Origin of the sequence: Aerosakkonema funiforme FACHB-1375 (genome assembly GCF_014696265.1) — a bacterium.
GTDB classification, from domain to species: domain Bacteria; phylum Cyanobacteriota; class Cyanobacteriia; order Cyanobacteriales; family Aerosakkonemataceae; genus Aerosakkonema; species Aerosakkonema funiforme_A.
Window position 1 is genome coordinate 1 of sequence record NZ_JACJPW010000151.1, and the last position, 16,377, is coordinate 16,377.

A 16,377-nucleotide genomic window follows, 5' to 3' on the forward strand; every position below is an offset into this window, starting at 1 on the left:
TTAGGCTCGATCGACTTGGCGGCGGCGGACGTGATAGGTCGGGAAAGTGCCGTAACCTTTAGCCCAAGGCGTTTGTCCCACATAATCGCAAGTTAATTCGCAAACCTCGTCGCAAGAGGCAATAGCTGCAAAGGCTTGACTGGCATATACTTTCCCCGGTGGCGTAATTGGCTCGATCCTAGCGGTGTGGCTGACATGGGTACCGATGTAATTTATTTTGCCGGTAATCGGATCGATGTGTCGGTATACCGGGCCAGCGTGTAAGGCTATTCGCAAATTTAGACCTTCCGGCAACCCTTTTTCTGTCCAGTCTGTACTTTGAACAAAATCGCACAGATCCAGAGCAAATAAACCTGCATCTCGCACATTCGAGAATACAAAATAGAGAGCGTCTCCCCAAGTATTTTTCATGATCGGCCCATAAGCAGACTGAGCGCTCATCTCGGCAACACCTCCTAAGAAATATTGCACAAATGGGAAGATTTGATCTTCTGTGAGATGAGAATAGTGGACTACATCGGCGAACAATAGCGCCTTAATCTGCCGACCGCACTCTTTATTGGTTAGTTCTCGGTGATTAGCTAATGACCCATCGCTGATGACTGATGAATCTTGAGTATCGACAAACGATCGCAGAATCGATTCCAAATCAATGACTTCTACGTCGTAACCCCAGCTTTGCCAATGCTCGATCGCACTAGCAGTACCGCCGGGGCCGCCTGGTTGGCCGTTCCAAACTGCCAGGGGTACAAGTTCTGTTTCTAGCTGTTCTGCCCGCATTTTGGCTAACCCGTGTAGCAAACGATTCGCGTACTCGTACAAAACATTAGTCTCTTGCAACTTGCGATTGGAAGCGACGATCGTCTCTGTAGCTCGATCGAGTAATTTCTCGAACCGCTCCACCCATTTGCTACCAGGAACGATATCGACCGAATCTTTAATAAACTGCTCTCGATCGTAGGGCAGCACAATATGAATTTCGCCTTTTAATTCCAGAATTGCTTCCAAAAACAAGATATCCGAACCGCAGGCAGCAGAGGCATAACCCAGGCGGGCGTCGAGTTTTTTGAGGCGATCGAGAATCGCTTTATACACAGTTGATTCCAGATGCGGTGGAAATCTCAGTGTGGTGCGATCGGGTTGGTCGATCATGTGTCCGCTAAACACAACGACGCGGGGTATGTGGAACCATTGCTTGATGCGTCCTGTATCGCCTTCCAAATACTGCACCAGGATAGTTGCATTGCGACGGGTAGAACTTAAATCTCCATATCGCCCCTGCCCTACCTGCGCTGCTTGTCCGTACCAATCCTCAGCTTCTGACCATTCTCGCAAAATCAGGGCCGCTTCTCCTAACGTTGCCAAAAGCCAATATTCATCGCTACTTCGCTGTGACTGGGGCTTTAGCTTTTGCAAGCATTTCTGTCGCACTTCTTCTGCCAGGACTTTAGCGCGTTCTTCATTTCCCATCAACATTGCCATCGTGGCAGCATTGATACCTGGGTAATGACTGCCACTTAACTGATATGCTTGTTCGTACCCTTCGGCAGCTAAACGCAGTTGACGGTTTTGTTCTTCCAGATCGGTTGCCTGCTTCCAAAGGTCTTTGTGAGTGCGAGCTAAAAGACCGAGGGTTTCTTCATCCCTGTGACCGCATTCTAGTAGCTGCAACAAGATAGAATTGGCTCTTACAGTTGCGCCGCTACGTGCTAAGGATAAGGCTAGAAGTTGCTGCAAACGCACATCGTTCGGCCAGTGTTTCAGTCCGATTGCCAGGACATCATAAGCCATCAACGGTTCCCCCAATTGGAGGATTTGGTCGCCCAGCACTCGGTAAATATCGGACGTGCGAGGTTTGAGTCCTATAGTTTGCCGCTGTATTGCCAGGAGGGAAACTAAATTCATTCCGCATGAATCTTGCAGAACTTCCAATACCATATCTAAGTCTTTATCGTCCGTCACGGCGAGATTTTCAGCAGCGGTACCGTTCGCCTCGATGTGATAGCCCAAAGCTAAAAGCGCTTTTAAAACTTGCAGGACGATTATGCGATCGTAATGTTTTTCCGATTCTGGCAAATCCTCATAAGCTACCAATCCAGGATGTTCCTTACGAGTATCGTCTCGCTGCGGCCCATATTGCCAACCATCTGCTAATCGCTGCTGCGCCCAAATCTCGTGAGTATTCTTGGAAAGTATTTCAGTCAGTTTGAGAATTTCTGCTGTAAGTGTTACTTTTGACGTATCTATAGGTTCGGGTTTGTAATTTATTTTCTCTGGCTTTTCCATAATTTACGTTGATGCGACTAACTGCACATCGGTATCTGTGCTGTATTATAAAAAGCTAACTAATGCACCTCAAAACTTATCAACTCTTGATAAGTTAAATAAAGGATGATTCCTAAAAATTATATCATAAATATCCAAATCTCACTCTATCGATAGAGATATTTTATTGATAACGAAACTTATACTTACATTATTAAATCTTGGTGTTTAAGATGAAAGCTTTATTAATGAGTTCGATGCGATCGCCGCCCCAACTAACGACTGTTGGCAGGCAACCTACTATATCCACAACAATCGGACAATCCACGCTCGCTAGGTATACTTGCCTTTGCTGTTCAGATGTTTTATTGCGTCACATACGCTTGGGAGGAATTTACTGGCGTTGTAGCTCGTGTTATCAGGAAATGCCAGTTTAGACAGCCATTACAGCTATAGAGATCTGCGGATGGGTGAGCTAATCCAAACGTACTATTCGATACATCCGCTCGCACTAGAATAAATTAAAGTTGCATTGAGGCTCTTATGAAGGCACTATTGCTCTACCCTCAGTTTCCCCAGTCGTTTTGGTCTTACGATCGCTTCATGGAAATAGCTGGACTCAAGGCAGTGATTCCACCCTTGGGAATCATAACAGTTGCAGCACTCCTACCGAAAGAATGGGAAATTAGATTTTACGATCGCAACGTCAACGTTGAAACAAAGGCTGATTGGGAGTGGTGTGACCTCGTTATCCTCTCTGCTATGCTAGTCCAGAAGCCAGATTTCCACCATTTGATTCAAAAAGCAGTAAATTTGGGCAAAAAAGTCGCAGTCGGTGGCCCCTACCCCACATCTGTCCCCCAAGACGCCCTTAATTCTGGAGCTGATTACCTGATCCTAGATGAAGGGGAAATGACAGTTCCGCAGTTTCTAGAAGCACTCGCGCAAGGGAAAGAACAAGGGATATTTCGATCGATGGAAAAACCCGACGTCACCCAAAGCCCCATGCCCCGTTTTGACCTACTTCAGCGGGATGCCTACTTGATGATGGCAATTCAATTCTCTCGCGGTTGTCCCTTCAACTGCGAATTTTGCGATATCATTTCTCTCTACGGTCGCAAATCGCGCACCAAAGAACCGTGTCAGGCTTTAGCAGAATTGCAAAATCTTTATGAATTAGGCTGGCGAGGGTCACTCTTCATCGTAGATGACAACTTTATTGGCAATCAGCGCAACGTCAAACGCTTTCTAAAAGAATTAATTCCTTGGATGAAGCAGCACAACTACCCCTTCACCTTCATCACGGAAGCTTCTGTAAATTTGGCAGAAGATGATGAAATGCTGCATCTGATGAATGAAGCAGGCTTCTATGCTGTCTTTCTCGGCATTGAAACCCCCGATCGAGATAGTCTAAAAGTAACACAAAAACTGCAAAATACTCGTAACCCTCTCATCGAAGCCTGTCGCAAGATCAATGAGGCAGGTATGCTAATCTATGCAGGGTTTATCCTGGGTTTTGATGGAGAACGTTCTGGTGCAGGAAAACGGATTCAAGCCTTTGTCGAACAAACCAATATTCCTCAACCAATGCTCGGTATTCTCCAAGCTTTGCCCAACACCGCCCTCTGGAACCGCCTGCAAAAAGAGGAGCGTTTAATACAGGGCTTGGGCGCTACTGAAGTCGGAGACCAGAATACCTTGATGAATTTTGTTCCTACTCGCCCCATTGCTGAAATTGCTAAAGAGTATGTGGAAGGCTTCTGGACGCTCTACGAACCTACAAAATATCTCAGACGCTGTTTTCAGCAATGCCTTTCGATTAGCTCAAGAGCAGACCGAAAGCAGACCATGCAATTTTCTCCTGGTAAGGGGTTGGGTCTCATTGCCCAGTTAATTTGGCATCAAGGTATCCGCCGACCGGAAATTCGGGAGCAGTTTTGGCGACAACTATGGACGATTCTGCGGAGAAAGCCGCAAGTTCTCAATATGTATTTGGGTTTATGTGCTGCTGGAGAACATTTTTGGGAGTACCGCGCTTTAGCCAGGGAACGGATTACCGAACAGCTAGGCTACGACCCACTGAAAGTTTCTGTAAAAGCTGAGTCAGAACCAATGCTTGTGAGGTCTTGATTTGACTTAGAATGTACATAAATTAACACTTTTACGTGCCTAGAGGTGGCAAGGCACCCTACAATTTGCCTCAATTGAACGATGCGATCGCTCTGACTGGTATTTGAATGATAAACTCAGATCCTTTTCCCGGTTCTGACAAACATTCGATCGTGCCACCATGCTTCTCTACGACAATTTTGTAACTAATCGATAACCCCAGTCCGGTTCCTTTGCCGACTGGTTTTGTCGTAAAGAACGGATCGAACAACCGTTTTTTCACTTCTTCCGTCATTCCTGCACCATTATCTTTTATTCGGATGATTAAGCTGTCGCTGTCAAGCATTTTTGTGACAATGTGAATCTGCATATTTTGGATTTGGAATTTCTCCTCTGCTTCTGACAAAGCATCGATCGCATTGGCAAGGACGTTCATAAATACCTGATTTAGCTGTCCCGCATAACATTCGATCTTCGGCAGATTACCGTAGTCTTTAATAACTTTAATACTGCGGTTTTTACCGCTGCCTTTTAAGCGGCTCTCTAAAATCATCAGGGTATTATCAATTCCCTCGTGAATATCCACAGGCTTCATTTCTGCTTCGTCAAGGCGAGAGAAATTTCGTAGCGACAACACAATTAGACGAATGCGATCGGCACCTATTCTCATTGAAGACAATAGTTTGGGCAGGTCTTCAAGCAAAAATTCTAAGTCAATATCTTCAATTTTATCTTGAATTTGCCTTGCGGGATTGGGATAGTGTTCCTGATAGAGATGCAATAATTCCAGCAAATCTTCAATATACTCTTTAGCGTGGATGAGATTGCCATTGATAAAATTGACTGGGTTATTAATTTCATGGGCAATTCCTGCTACCATTTGTCCCAAGCTGGACATTTTTTCTTGTTGGACGAGTTGACTTTGGGTGTGCTGTAATTTATGTAAAGCCTGGGTAAGTTGTTGAGCTTGTGCTTGTGCAGCTAAGGCGCTGGCGCGAGTTTGGGCGTAGAATTCGCTTTGATCGATCGCGAGCGCTACTTGATCGCACACCGCTTGCAGCAGTTCTACTTCGCTGTCGCTCCAATAACGAGAACCATTACAATGGCTACAGGCGATCGCCCCAAACTGACCGGAATGAGTTTTGAGCGGTATCAGCAGTAGCGAGGTAATACCCAGATCGATCGACATTTCTTGCGTTTCAAGATCTAAACTTGATTCCCTCACTGCGTCTATCCTAATTATTTCTAAATTCCGGATCTTGTCAAACAAGGTATTAATACGTTCTGCCGAAAAATCACCAAGCAGACTGGATAAATTTGAGTCTTGTGCTTCGTGAGTGATAGTTATTCTTGGGTTTTGGCAATAGGGGAAATACCATAAAAAATGACATCTATCGATTTGCAACAAGTCGCGTACTTCCTTTACAGCTATTTCTAAAATGCTGTTAAAGTCGAGACAATGACGCAGTTTACTTGCCAGCTTAAGCAGCAGAGTTTCGCCGCGATTTTGTTGTTTTTCTCGCGCTAAAAATCTCTCCATTGCCAAGCCTATATTATTGGCAATCCAACCTAATACTATATCCTCTATTTCTGTGAAATATTCCTTGCCAAAAAGTATGATTGCTCCCACCAGGTTATTTTCGACAACTAGAGTATATAAGCGGCTGCTAAAAGGTGTATTCCTGAAGTTACAAGGTAATAATCGAGCTTTGAGATTTTCTAAGTAATCCTCTTGGCAAAAAATCGTCTTTGGCAAGCTGGCTGTATAAATATCTTTTCCCCCAAACGCCACCCTTGTCAGGGTATTGCTTTTTTGGTCAAAAGTCCAAATACATACATTAGTTGTCTTCAGATAATGGGCGATTATCTCCGAGCAAATTTGGAGAACTTCTGATAAACTTCCGTCCTTTGACAAAGTGGCGGCGACTTCTGCTCCCAATGTGATTAGGTGTGTTGGTGCAGCTTGTATGTCGCATTCTCGCTGAGGGTGCATTAAGCATTTTCCTGCTGCCTTTGGGTAACGCTGCCGTGACAGTTTTGTTTTTTTTGCTTTGCTTGTCAATAAGTTTCTCATTATTAACTTTTTCTCCTCTGAGGTCTTGGTAGTTGCGGGATTTGGGGTGTTAAGTTTTTTAAACCGCCCCAAATTCCTGTTTTGTACTGAGGTGAGTCTATCTACTACAAACAAAAACACAAATTATGTATTTTTGTAACCAAAGATAAGGTTGACAATGTAGAGTTTTCGTAAAAAAAATTAACTTTTTTATGGAAATTAACAAATGCTCCAAAAAGTTGTACTTAATTCTGTACTATTTATTATAGGACAGACGCAGTATGTTTATTTAAATCTTGAATGAAGTGTAAAAAAATACTAATACCTGTTTCTATATGGCTTCTCTCCCGATGCGGTACACCTGAGCGGGACAACTAAGGAAGATTGCGGAGAAGCTTTCTAAAATCCGTAATTAAACGGTGATCGTGGCTCGGCAAATTTGGCAAATTTAAATAAGAGGAGGGAAAGTTTATCGTAGAAATATGCAAACCTATTTTGACTGCCAGCAGATTTGTTGCTCACAGAGATTGCTATGTTTGGAAACCAAGGTTAGCGCGGCTGCATTTGCTATTCATTGCCCTGGGCGTTCTAGCTTATGGCTCGATCGGCTTCACCCAGCTTTAGTGTACGCAGCCCAGACCAAATCTGCGTACCCCTGGATGTTTCGGATCTTTGAAATATTTATCTGTGCTGGCGGGGCAACCGATCTGATGGAAATTGGGATACCAAAGCATCCTACCTATTCGGTGTGGGGGTCGATCGAACTGATTACTGCCTGAAGTTAAGCAGACACAGATGTAAAGCTCTAGTTCGGCAAGTGCAGTCTTTACCAACACACAGCTAGAAGACAAGAAAGATTTTCCCCAAGGAATTAAAATTGAAAAAGGGAACCGGATGACCGGGCAGAAGGAAGGATAAAAAATTTTCATACATTGTGGTGTACGCATTTCGACTCTTATGTGCGTAATCCAACGATCGTAAAAGAGGAAGCTGTGATGAAAGAGATTTTAGTTGTGGATGACTCAGCAACGATGCGACGCATGGTAATGGCATCGCTGCGAGATCTAAAAAATGTAAATTTTAAAGAAGCAAACAACGGTTTGGAAGCGATCGAACAGCTGGTAATCGCACCAGTCGATTTGATGATTCTAGATCTCAATATGCCGGATCTGCACGGATTGGAGGTGTTGCAGTTTGTCCGCTCTCATCAAAGCTACACTTCCATTCCCATTATCGTGTTGACGACTAGAGGCGACGAATCCAGTCGTAATGCCGCTCTTGCAGCTGGCGCGTCCCGTTATCTGACAAAACCGTTTGAACCTCGCTCGTTTGCGCTGGCGGCACAAGAGTTATTAAATCAGAATCTCTGTCAGTTGTGAGTTGCCTGGTGTTAATTGTTAATTTTTTGGAACGATCGCTGGTAATTAACCGATCGCTATATAACTTTGACTGATGACTCGATCGATAGCAAATGACGAATTTATTTAGCAGCTTTCTAGACGATTATTTTGCCGAATGCGACGAACACCTAATGGCTATTCGGCAAAATTTACTCTTCGTCGAACCCTATGTAAATCAGCCGCTACTCTCGCGTTCAATACTCGATAAACTTTTTGGTAGCTTTCATTCCATCAAAGGCTTGTCGGGGATGGTGGGGGTGAATGAGGCAGAACAACTGGCCCACGAAATGGAAAGTTATCTGCGAGCTTTACGCGACAACAAAGTTGTGCTAACAACCGAAGGGCTTGACGCTCTACTAAGCGGTACGAAAATATTGGAGGAGGTAATTACGGCTTACCGGATACAAAATCCCGCCCCGGATATTGTACCGATCTGCGATCGCTTTAGGACTATTTTTACCAAACCAGAAGCACAAGAACAGGAACAGGAAAAGTCAGAATTACAGGAAAAAGTAGAATTAAATTTACCGGGGCAGTCAATTCCCACAGTTGCCGATACTCAACCGAAAGCTCCAAAATCGCTGAAACTTAAGCCAGAAGAAAGTATACAGCTTGCAGCTGCTCTGGAAAAAGGGAATCGAGCTTGGCAATTTGAATTTTTGCCGGGAACCGAAAAAGCAGCTCGCGGTATTAATGTCAACACAGTTCGTCAGCGCTTGCAATCGATCGGCCAATTAATTCACGCTGAGCCAATAGCTCTAGAAAATGGTGGCATTGCCTTTGATTTTATTGTTGTCAGCAACGCTGACACGGATACTTTTGCGGACTGGGAAAAAGACGGTATTAGCTATTTGCCCTACTCGGAACAGGAAATCAAAAGTCAACAGTCAACAGTCAACAGTCAAAACGAAGAGTCGGAGAACGGGAGAGCGGGAGAACGGGAGAGCGGGGGAGCGGAAATTAAAAGTCAAAAGTCAACAGTCAAAAGTCAAAAGGAAGAGCGGGAGAGCGGCACAACCGCAGAATCACCCAGAAAAGCCGAAAATCTAGATAATATTTCCCCCACTCCCCCGCTCCCCCACTCCCCCGCTCCCCCACTCCCTTTCACAGTCGCACCATCGAACGTAGTGCGGGTAGACTTGGCGAGATTGGATGAATTGATGCAGATGGTAGGCGAATTGGTGATTACTCGTTCTCGCCTAGCGGATAACCTCAACAACCTCAAAACCATTTTGCCAGCGTCTCATTTACGTACCTTGCGGGAAACAAACCTTACCCTGGAAAGGCAGTTGCGGGATTTACGGGAAGGTGTAATGCGAGTGCGTATGGTACCGATCGGGGAAATTTTTGTACGTATGCAGTTTGCGATCCGCGATTTGGTGAAAGAAACTCAAAAGCAGGTGGTACTGGAAGTGAGCGGGGAAACAACTGAAATTGATAAATTTATAGTAGAGCGGATGATGAACCCGCTGTTGCATTTGGTGCGTAACGCTGTCAGTCACGGTTTGGAAGAGCAACAAGAGCGGGTGCGTTGGGGCAAATCGCCACAAGGAAAGATTGCCCTTCGCGCTACAACTGTTGGGGAAATGGTGACGATCGAAGTTGAGGACGATGGTCGAGGCGTTAATGTAGAAGCGGTAACCTCTAGTGCGAGAGAGCAAGAGTCGATTGGTGCGGATACGACGCTCTCTAGCGAAACTCTACTCGATCTGATTTGCGCGAGCGGTTTTTCCACTCGTAAAGAAGCAGATTTAACAAGTGGGCGCGGTGTGGGGATGACGGTTGTCAAAAATACCGTCACAGAATTAGGTGGTTTTCTCTCACTGGATACCCAGGTGGGACGAGGTACCCGCTTTATAATTCAACTGCCCCTGACTTTGGCGATCGCAGATGCTTTAATTGTCTCCGTCAGCGGACAAACTTTTGCCATTCCTCTGTCATCGGTGCATGAAATAACTCAAGTGCCCTCAGCAGATGTCACTTTATATCCGACATTTGCAAATGCCTCCGTTATGGGTGGCGAGTGGGGCGATAAATTTTTTAAGCCCCTGCGCGAGTCGAAATGGGAAAATAATGAAATGATCGCTCACCGAGGCACTGTTTTGCCTTTGATTCGTCTGGCTCGCATTTTTAACTTAGAAAACGAGATCCCAGGCTCAGATGCAGAGGAGAATCTTCAGCCCACTCTCAAAAAAGAACTGAACACTCAAACAAACATTCTCCAGTCAATCAATTCCCAGTCACTGTTAAATTTGGTTGTAGTTGGCAACGGATTTAGTGCAGCGGCGATCGTTGTCGATCGCATTTTAGGACAGCGAGAAATTGTGGTGCGACCGCTCACAGATCCCCTCGTTCAAGTTACGGGTATCGCTGGAGCCACCGAACTCGGTGATGGATACGCAGTCTTAATTCTCGATATTATAGCTTTAACTCGCGCCGCCAGAATAAAAAATTAAAAGTCTAAAGAAAGGGCGTCGGGAAGAGGGGGAGAGTGAGAGAACGGGATAATAGGAGAATGGAGAACTGAAGAATCAGGAGAACAGCAAAAAATATCTCTAATGTTTTCTCCACTCCCCCACTTTCCGACGCCCCTTGCTAGCTCGGAGTCAATACTAATAAATGATGTGCAATCCCTCAATTAGCCAATTAACCAATTAACCAATTAGCCAATTAGCTTATGAGCAATGAACCTTTTATAATTTTTGAACTTGTGGGCACAAAATATGCTATCTCCTCTCAAATGGTACAGCGTATGGAGATGATCGAACAGATTACCCCAGTACCAAACTCGCCCTCCTTTGTAGAAGGTGTAGTTTTCTCTCGCGGTCAAGTGATTCCCGCCATAAATTTGCGGGTAAGGTTCGGCTTTGAAAAAATTCGCTATGATATCCGCACGCGCCTAATAGTGATTAAGGCAAACGATCGAACTGTGGGTTTAATAGCAGACTCCGCTCGCGAATTTGTGGTGATTCCCGCTGATGCTATCCAGCCGCCGCCAGAGGCTATTTGTGGACTCAGTGACAAATATTTGACAGGTATCGCTATTTCAGGAGAAAAATTAGTGCTAATCCTCAATTGCGAAGAAGTATTAAAATTTTCAAATAATAGTTTAGCAGCGTTCGGTAATAGCTAATACCAATCAACAATAAACAACAATAAAAAGGTAAAGGCAATGGCAAAAAAGTTCCAGAATAAGGGTAAATCGCGTGATGGACATCATCTAAATACCGATCCATTTGGCAAAGCGATAAATATGGCCGCACCAAATGGCGGATATGTGGAAATTAACCGCATTCGCAGCCAAACAGAACAAGCGGCGCAAAATGTCAAAGAAATCTGGCGGTTAGGAGAGGAAATATCGCAAAACGCAGAAACGCAGGTGCGATCGATCTTGGAAACCGTCAATGGCGCTAACGAAATGGCCGTTACGCTCAAAGAAACAGCGACACAAGCTACTTCCGTTGCCAATTCCACAGAAGAACTCGCCTCATCGATCAATGAAATGGCAGCTTCTATAGAGCAAGTTACTGCCAGTACGATTAACATGGCGGCAGCAGTCAATCAAACTGCTACCTCGATCCAAGAAACGACCTCTTCTATCAAAAGCGTCGCCGACACGGCACAAGAAATGGCGACATCTGCCACCCAAGTCACCAGCTCGATGACAGAAATTTCCGCTTCTATCAAAACCGTCAGCAGAGATACCGATGCGGTTTCCGTAGCCGTTAGCGAAACTGCCGCATCAATAGAAGAAATCACTCGTTCTATTCAAAGTGTCGCTTCTAATGCAGACGAGTTGAACAGTGCTGCGGAAAAAACAACCGGTGCCATCAACGAAATGGCAGCTTCTATAGAGGAAGTATCGTCAACAACAGAAAACTTATCGGCCATAGTAGAAGGCGTATCCACTTCGATCGAGGAAATGGCGCGTTCCGTACAGGGAGTTGCCCAAAACGCCGCCCAAATTACCGATGCAGCTAGCAGCGCTGCTGCTAGCGCCACTCAACTCGATCGTTCCATTCGATCGGTAACAAAGCTGACCAAACAAGCAGAAGAAATCACCAGTCGAGTCGCTAAAGATGCGGAAGTTGGCGGTGTGGCAGTGCAAAAATCGATCGAAGGTCTTACCCGCGTCCGCGATTCGATGGCTCAATCTGCCAATGCCATCCGGGAAATGGGCAATAGCACCAACGAAATTGGCAGTATTGTAGATACGATTAATTTAATCGCCGAACGTACCAATTTGCTTTCATTGAACGCATCGATCGAAGCGGCGCGAGCTGGAGATGCGGGACGGGGTTTTGCAGTTGTGGCCCAGGAGATTCGCAACTTAGCAGAACGAGCTGCGGCGGCAACTACCGATATTGCTGCGATCGTTAAATCGCTGCAAAATGCCGTGCAAGAAGTGGTTGCCAAATCGAATGAAGGAATGCGAGTTGCCGATGAAAGCAGCCGTTTAGCTGAAGATGGCGTAACCGGATTAAAAACCATTCTTAAAGGAGTGCAAGAAACTACACAACTGGTGCGTCAAATAGCCATCGCTTCCGAAGAACAGACGAGTGCCGGACAGAACGTAGTAACCGCTATCAATACGACAGCAATGCAATCTAAAGAAGCGGCGAGCGCCACCTCCGAGCAAGCCAAATCAGTGCAAAATTTAGTTCAGTCTACAACACAAATGCGTAAAAGCGCTCAACAAGTTTCTAAGGCAATGAACGAACAAGGGCGTGCGGCACGAGAGATCATCAAAGCAGCTCAAAATACAACCACACTCGCTCAACAAGTACGCAAAGCCACCTCAGAACAAGCTAAAGGCGCAAGTCAAATTCTGCAAGCGGTAGAATCGATGCGACGCGGTGCGTCTACCACATCTCGCGCTCTTGCAGAACAAAGCCGCGGAGGAGAACAAATTTCTCAAGAAGCCGAACGTTTAGAGCGTTTAATTGCTAATGTCAGTAAGGGGATGAACGAGCAATCCGCTGCTACTGTTGAGATTACAACCGCCATCGAAAATATCCGCCGGCAATCAGATCAAACTGCTTTAGCGATGAAGGAACAAACACGCGCAGTTAAAGATATGACTTTGGTCGCACAAAATATTTCCAAACAAGTGGCGACGATCGTTACTGCCAATCGCGAACACTCAAATTTTTCGGATACAATTGTAAATAGAATGGGTCACGTTCGCACGCTCACAGAACGCAATGCCCAAGTCTTCAAAGAGATTCAGCGTGCTGCGGAAAACTGGCAGGAAGGCATCGTAAATCTAACCGCAATTATAGACGGACTTAGTTAATTGTGAATTGGAAATCGCAATTAAATCTATTGCAAAGATAAAAATTTACCCATCACCTTTTGACCGATGAACGATGACCATTAGTATATTTACAACCGATGCCAACTTGATCGTGCGATCGTGGGATGATTGGCTTGCCAGCGTTACAGGTTTGCCCGCTCCTAAAGTGTGTGGAGTTTCCCTTGCCAATATCGTTCCCGATATAGAAAGTCGCGGAATTTTAGCTCATTTCCAGCGGGTATTGAAGAATGGAGGGGTAGAAACGCTATCGGGCGCAGTTTACCCCTATTTATTCCAGTGTCCTACCGTAAAGCCCTCACTGCATTTTGAGTTTATGCAGCAACGGGTGACGATCGCTCCTTTACAAGAAAATAGTAATAATTGTGGAGATTGGAGCAACTTTCAAACATTGTCTGTTATTGGTACAGTAGTGACGGTGGAAGATGTCACCGCGCAACTCGATCTCCAAAAAGACCTCTCCTTTGAACTTGACAATCCCGACGAATTAGTGCGTCTGCGTGCTGCCCAAGCGCTCGCAACGGCCCAGGTGCTGGAACCGGAACCAATGCTGGTGAAGGCGCTGGGGGATAGTAGCTGGCGGGTGCGGCGGGCGGCGGTGGATAGTTTAGCGCAGCAAACAGGGGGAACGATCGCCACGTCCCTGTTGCGAAGTTTGCGAGAGGAACATCGCAATCCCGGCGTCCTCAATGCAGTTTTGCAAGTACTCAAGCAAAGTAAGGTGGATATTGTCCCGGCACTGATCGATTGTCTTAATTCCGAAGATGTCGATTTGCGGATCTATGCAGCGCTGGCATTAGGAGAGCAAAACGATCCGGCAAGAAGGGATTTGAGGGCGAATTTAGATCGCCGCGCTATACCCGCACTGATCCGCGCCTTAGAAGATACAGATGCAAACGTGCGGTATCACGCGATCGATGCTTTGGGAAATTTAAACGCCACTCTTGCAGTTGAGCCGCTGATGGAGATTGCCGAATCGGGGGATTTCTTTTTGGCTTTTCCCGCCCTCGATGCTTTAAGGCGCATTGGGGATGGCACGGTGACGCCCCGAATGCTGCCCCTGCTGGAAGACGAACTGCTCTGTGTTGCAGTAGTCGATGCGCTGGGTCAGCTAGGGGATGCTAGCGTTGTTCCCGCTCTGGCTCGGTTGTTGAATAAGGCAGGAACTCCGGTAGCGGAGATTGCAGCAGCGATCGCCAGTTTGTACGATCGCTATCAAAGATTGTATCGAGAAGGAAACTATATCGCTGCGTTGGCAGCATCCCATATCGATACTACTGGGGTACAAAATTTGACAAAAGCAGTGCAGGGGGCAAAGCCGAATGAACTAAAGGCGATCGTGCTGCTCTTGGGTCAAACTCCTGGGGATACCGAACGGAATGTGGAATCGGTGATGGTTCAGTTATTGGGCCATCCTACTGTCCGCTACTTGGTCATGGAAGCTTTGGTGCGTTATGGCAAACGGGTGACGGATCTGTTGATCGAAAAACTCAAGGCGGAGGTATGCCAAGTCCGCGAAGCCGCAGTCGCGGTGCTGGGACGCATTGGCGACCCCCTGGCAGTGCCAGCCCTGACCCAACTTTTGACAACAGATTCGGAATTGACAATTACGACTGCCGGTGCTTTAGCCCAAATTGGCGATCGACGTGCCTACGATACGCTGCTGGGTTTGATGGGTCATCCCTCGCCCGGAGTACGTCAAGCTGTGGTGGCAGCTCTGAATTCTCTGGGTCATCCCGATATGCTCACGCGCACGATCGATCTGTTACAAGATAAAGACCCTCATGTACGGGAGTCGGCAGTCAAAATCGCCGGATATTTTGCGTTCAATGAATGCGTGACCCTGCTGTTAGAGCGATGTCGGGATTCGGAGGAGGATGTCCGCCGCGCTGCGATCGAACTGATTCCCTATCTGGAAAATGCACCTGTGCTGCCTACCCTGATTTGGGCGCTGGAAAACGATACTCCCAAAGTGAGGGCGACTGCGGCTCGTGCTTTGGGGCAAATGGAAAGTCCGATTGCCTATCCCTATTTGCTCAACGCCCTCATGGATGGGGATGCTTGGGTGCGGTATTACGCAACGCGAGCTTTGGGCACACACGCTTACCCGGAAGCGGTGGACACTTTGGCCCAATTGGCCTTTTCCGATCCGGCTACTCAGGTGCGAATCGCCGCAGTGGAGGCGCTGGGGCGAGTCGGCGGGCCACGAGCTGTATCGATCTTGGCTCCTCTAGCAGAAGATTCCAGCAGTACAGACGATTTAGTTCGTTCTGCTCTGATGGCGTTGGGGGAAATCGGGCATCCTAATTCCCTACCGCCGTTGTTGTCGGCTTTGCGCTCATCCGATCTGCAACGGCGCATTTACTCTGCTCGCGCTTTGGGGAAACGGGGCGGTACGGGTGTGGAAGCGGCGCTATACAGCTTAGTTGCTGTAGATTCCGGCTTGTTTGACGAGACTTCTGGGACGACAATATTTAAGCCTGTCCAGGAAGTAAATGCAAACGAGGCAATTGTTTCCAGTTCGTGCAGCGAGTTAAATATATTGCCGTCCCATGAGCCAACTGTTTCTGAGGTTCATCTCGTGCAAGCGGCGATCGAAGCGCTGGCCCAGTTAAGCACTCCGGAAGCGATCGCCGCGCTGCTGGAATTGACTTCGACGCACCAAGTCAACAAAGTTTGTATTGCGGCGTTAACTAACCTGGGTGAGGAGCATATTGAAGCTATAGGACGCGGACTGAAGCACCCGCACACTAAAGTACGCTGTGCGGCGATAGAGGTGCTGATGCGTCTGAAACATCCTCACGCCTCTGAATTTTTGATTGCTGCTTTGGATGATAAAAATTCATTCGTGCGTTTAGCAGCAATCAATGCCTTGGAACACCTTGGCAACCGCAATGCACAACAAAAAATGGCAGTGCTGGCTCACACAGACCCCGATCCAACTGTGCGCCGCGCCGCCCAGAAAAGTCAAATCACTTCCGTTTAAGTGCTGAGGTTATCAGTCATCAGTCAGATGTTCGTTGTTCGCGGTCGATCGTCGATCGTTCGTGGCCACCCACAAAACAATGACCGAAGGGGTTAGGGGTTAGGGATTAGGGATTAGGAAAGAGGGAGAGGGAAGAGCGGGAGAATGGGAGTACGGGAGAGCCGGAGAGCGGGATTACGGGAAAACGAAATAAAGGTCGAAAATGTACATATAAATTCCCCCACTCCCCCACTCCCCCACTCCTCCACTC

General features: G+C 46.7%; 10 protein-coding genes. 8 read left to right on the forward strand and 2 right to left on the reverse strand.

The annotated features are described in order from the left end of the window. The gene (locus H6G03_RS33800; RefSeq protein WP_190474701.1) at positions 1 to 2,286 is read right to left on the reverse strand and encodes a TRAFs-binding domain-containing protein; all 2,286 of its coding nucleotides are present in this window, start codon (positions 2,284 to 2,286) and stop codon (positions 1 to 3) included. A 212-nt stretch (positions 2,287 to 2,498) separates the two neighbouring features. Here H6G03_RS33800 and H6G03_RS33805 point away from each other — a divergent pair, with 212 nt between their 5' ends. Further along, complete coding sequence (locus H6G03_RS33805; RefSeq protein WP_190474703.1) at positions 2,499 to 2,702, forward strand: hypothetical protein; 204 nt, start codon at positions 2,499 to 2,501, stop codon at positions 2,700 to 2,702. A 106-nt stretch (positions 2,703 to 2,808) separates the two neighbouring features. After that, complete coding sequence (locus H6G03_RS33810; protein ID WP_190474705.1) at positions 2,809 to 4,395, forward strand: B12-binding domain-containing radical SAM protein; 1,587 nt, start codon at positions 2,809 to 2,811, stop codon at positions 4,393 to 4,395. A gap of 70 nt (positions 4,396 to 4,465) precedes the next feature. On the opposite strand, the gene H6G03_RS33815 is transcribed toward H6G03_RS33810, so the two are convergent. Further along, positions 4,466 to 6,367 carry a GAF domain-containing sensor histidine kinase gene (locus H6G03_RS33815; protein WP_190474707.1) on the reverse strand — a complete coding sequence of 634 codons (1,902 nt, stop codon included), beginning with the start codon at positions 6,365 to 6,367 and terminating at the stop codon, positions 4,466 to 4,468. Between the two features lie 596 nt (positions 6,368 to 6,963). Here H6G03_RS33815 and H6G03_RS33820 point away from each other — a divergent pair. The 6 genes from H6G03_RS33820 (at position 6,964) to H6G03_RS33845 (ending at position 16,127) form a co-directional block, all read left to right on the forward strand. Beyond that, the gene (locus tag H6G03_RS33820; RefSeq protein WP_190474711.1) at positions 6,964 to 7,206 is read left to right on the forward strand and encodes a hypothetical protein; all 243 of its coding nucleotides are present in this window, start codon (positions 6,964 to 6,966) and stop codon (positions 7,204 to 7,206) included. Positions 7,207 to 7,422: 216 nt separating this feature from the next. After that, complete coding sequence (locus H6G03_RS33825) at positions 7,423 to 7,806, forward strand: response regulator (protein WP_190474713.1); 384 nt, start codon at positions 7,423 to 7,425, stop codon at positions 7,804 to 7,806. A 92-nt stretch (positions 7,807 to 7,898) separates the two neighbouring features. Beyond that, entirely contained in the window at positions 7,899 to 10,283 is a 2,385-nt protein-coding gene (locus tag H6G03_RS33830; RefSeq protein ID WP_190474715.1) for a chemotaxis protein CheA, read from the forward strand. 221 nt (positions 10,284 to 10,504) lie between these two features. Then, the gene (locus H6G03_RS33835; protein ID WP_190474716.1) at positions 10,505 to 10,960 is read left to right on the forward strand and encodes a chemotaxis protein CheW; all 456 of its coding nucleotides are present in this window, start codon (positions 10,505 to 10,507) and stop codon (positions 10,958 to 10,960) included. Between the two features lie 39 nt (positions 10,961 to 10,999). Further along, positions 11,000 to 13,123 (forward strand): methyl-accepting chemotaxis protein, encoded by a 2,124-nt coding sequence (locus H6G03_RS33840; protein WP_242056831.1) that lies wholly within the window; start codon positions 11,000 to 11,002, stop codon positions 13,121 to 13,123. A gap of 73 nt (positions 13,124 to 13,196) precedes the next feature. After that, positions 13,197 to 16,127 carry a HEAT repeat domain-containing protein gene (locus tag H6G03_RS33845; RefSeq protein WP_190474718.1) on the forward strand — a complete coding sequence of 977 codons (2,931 nt, stop codon included), beginning with the start codon at positions 13,197 to 13,199 and terminating at the stop codon, positions 16,125 to 16,127. Positions 16,128 to 16,377 lie beyond the last annotated feature (250 nt).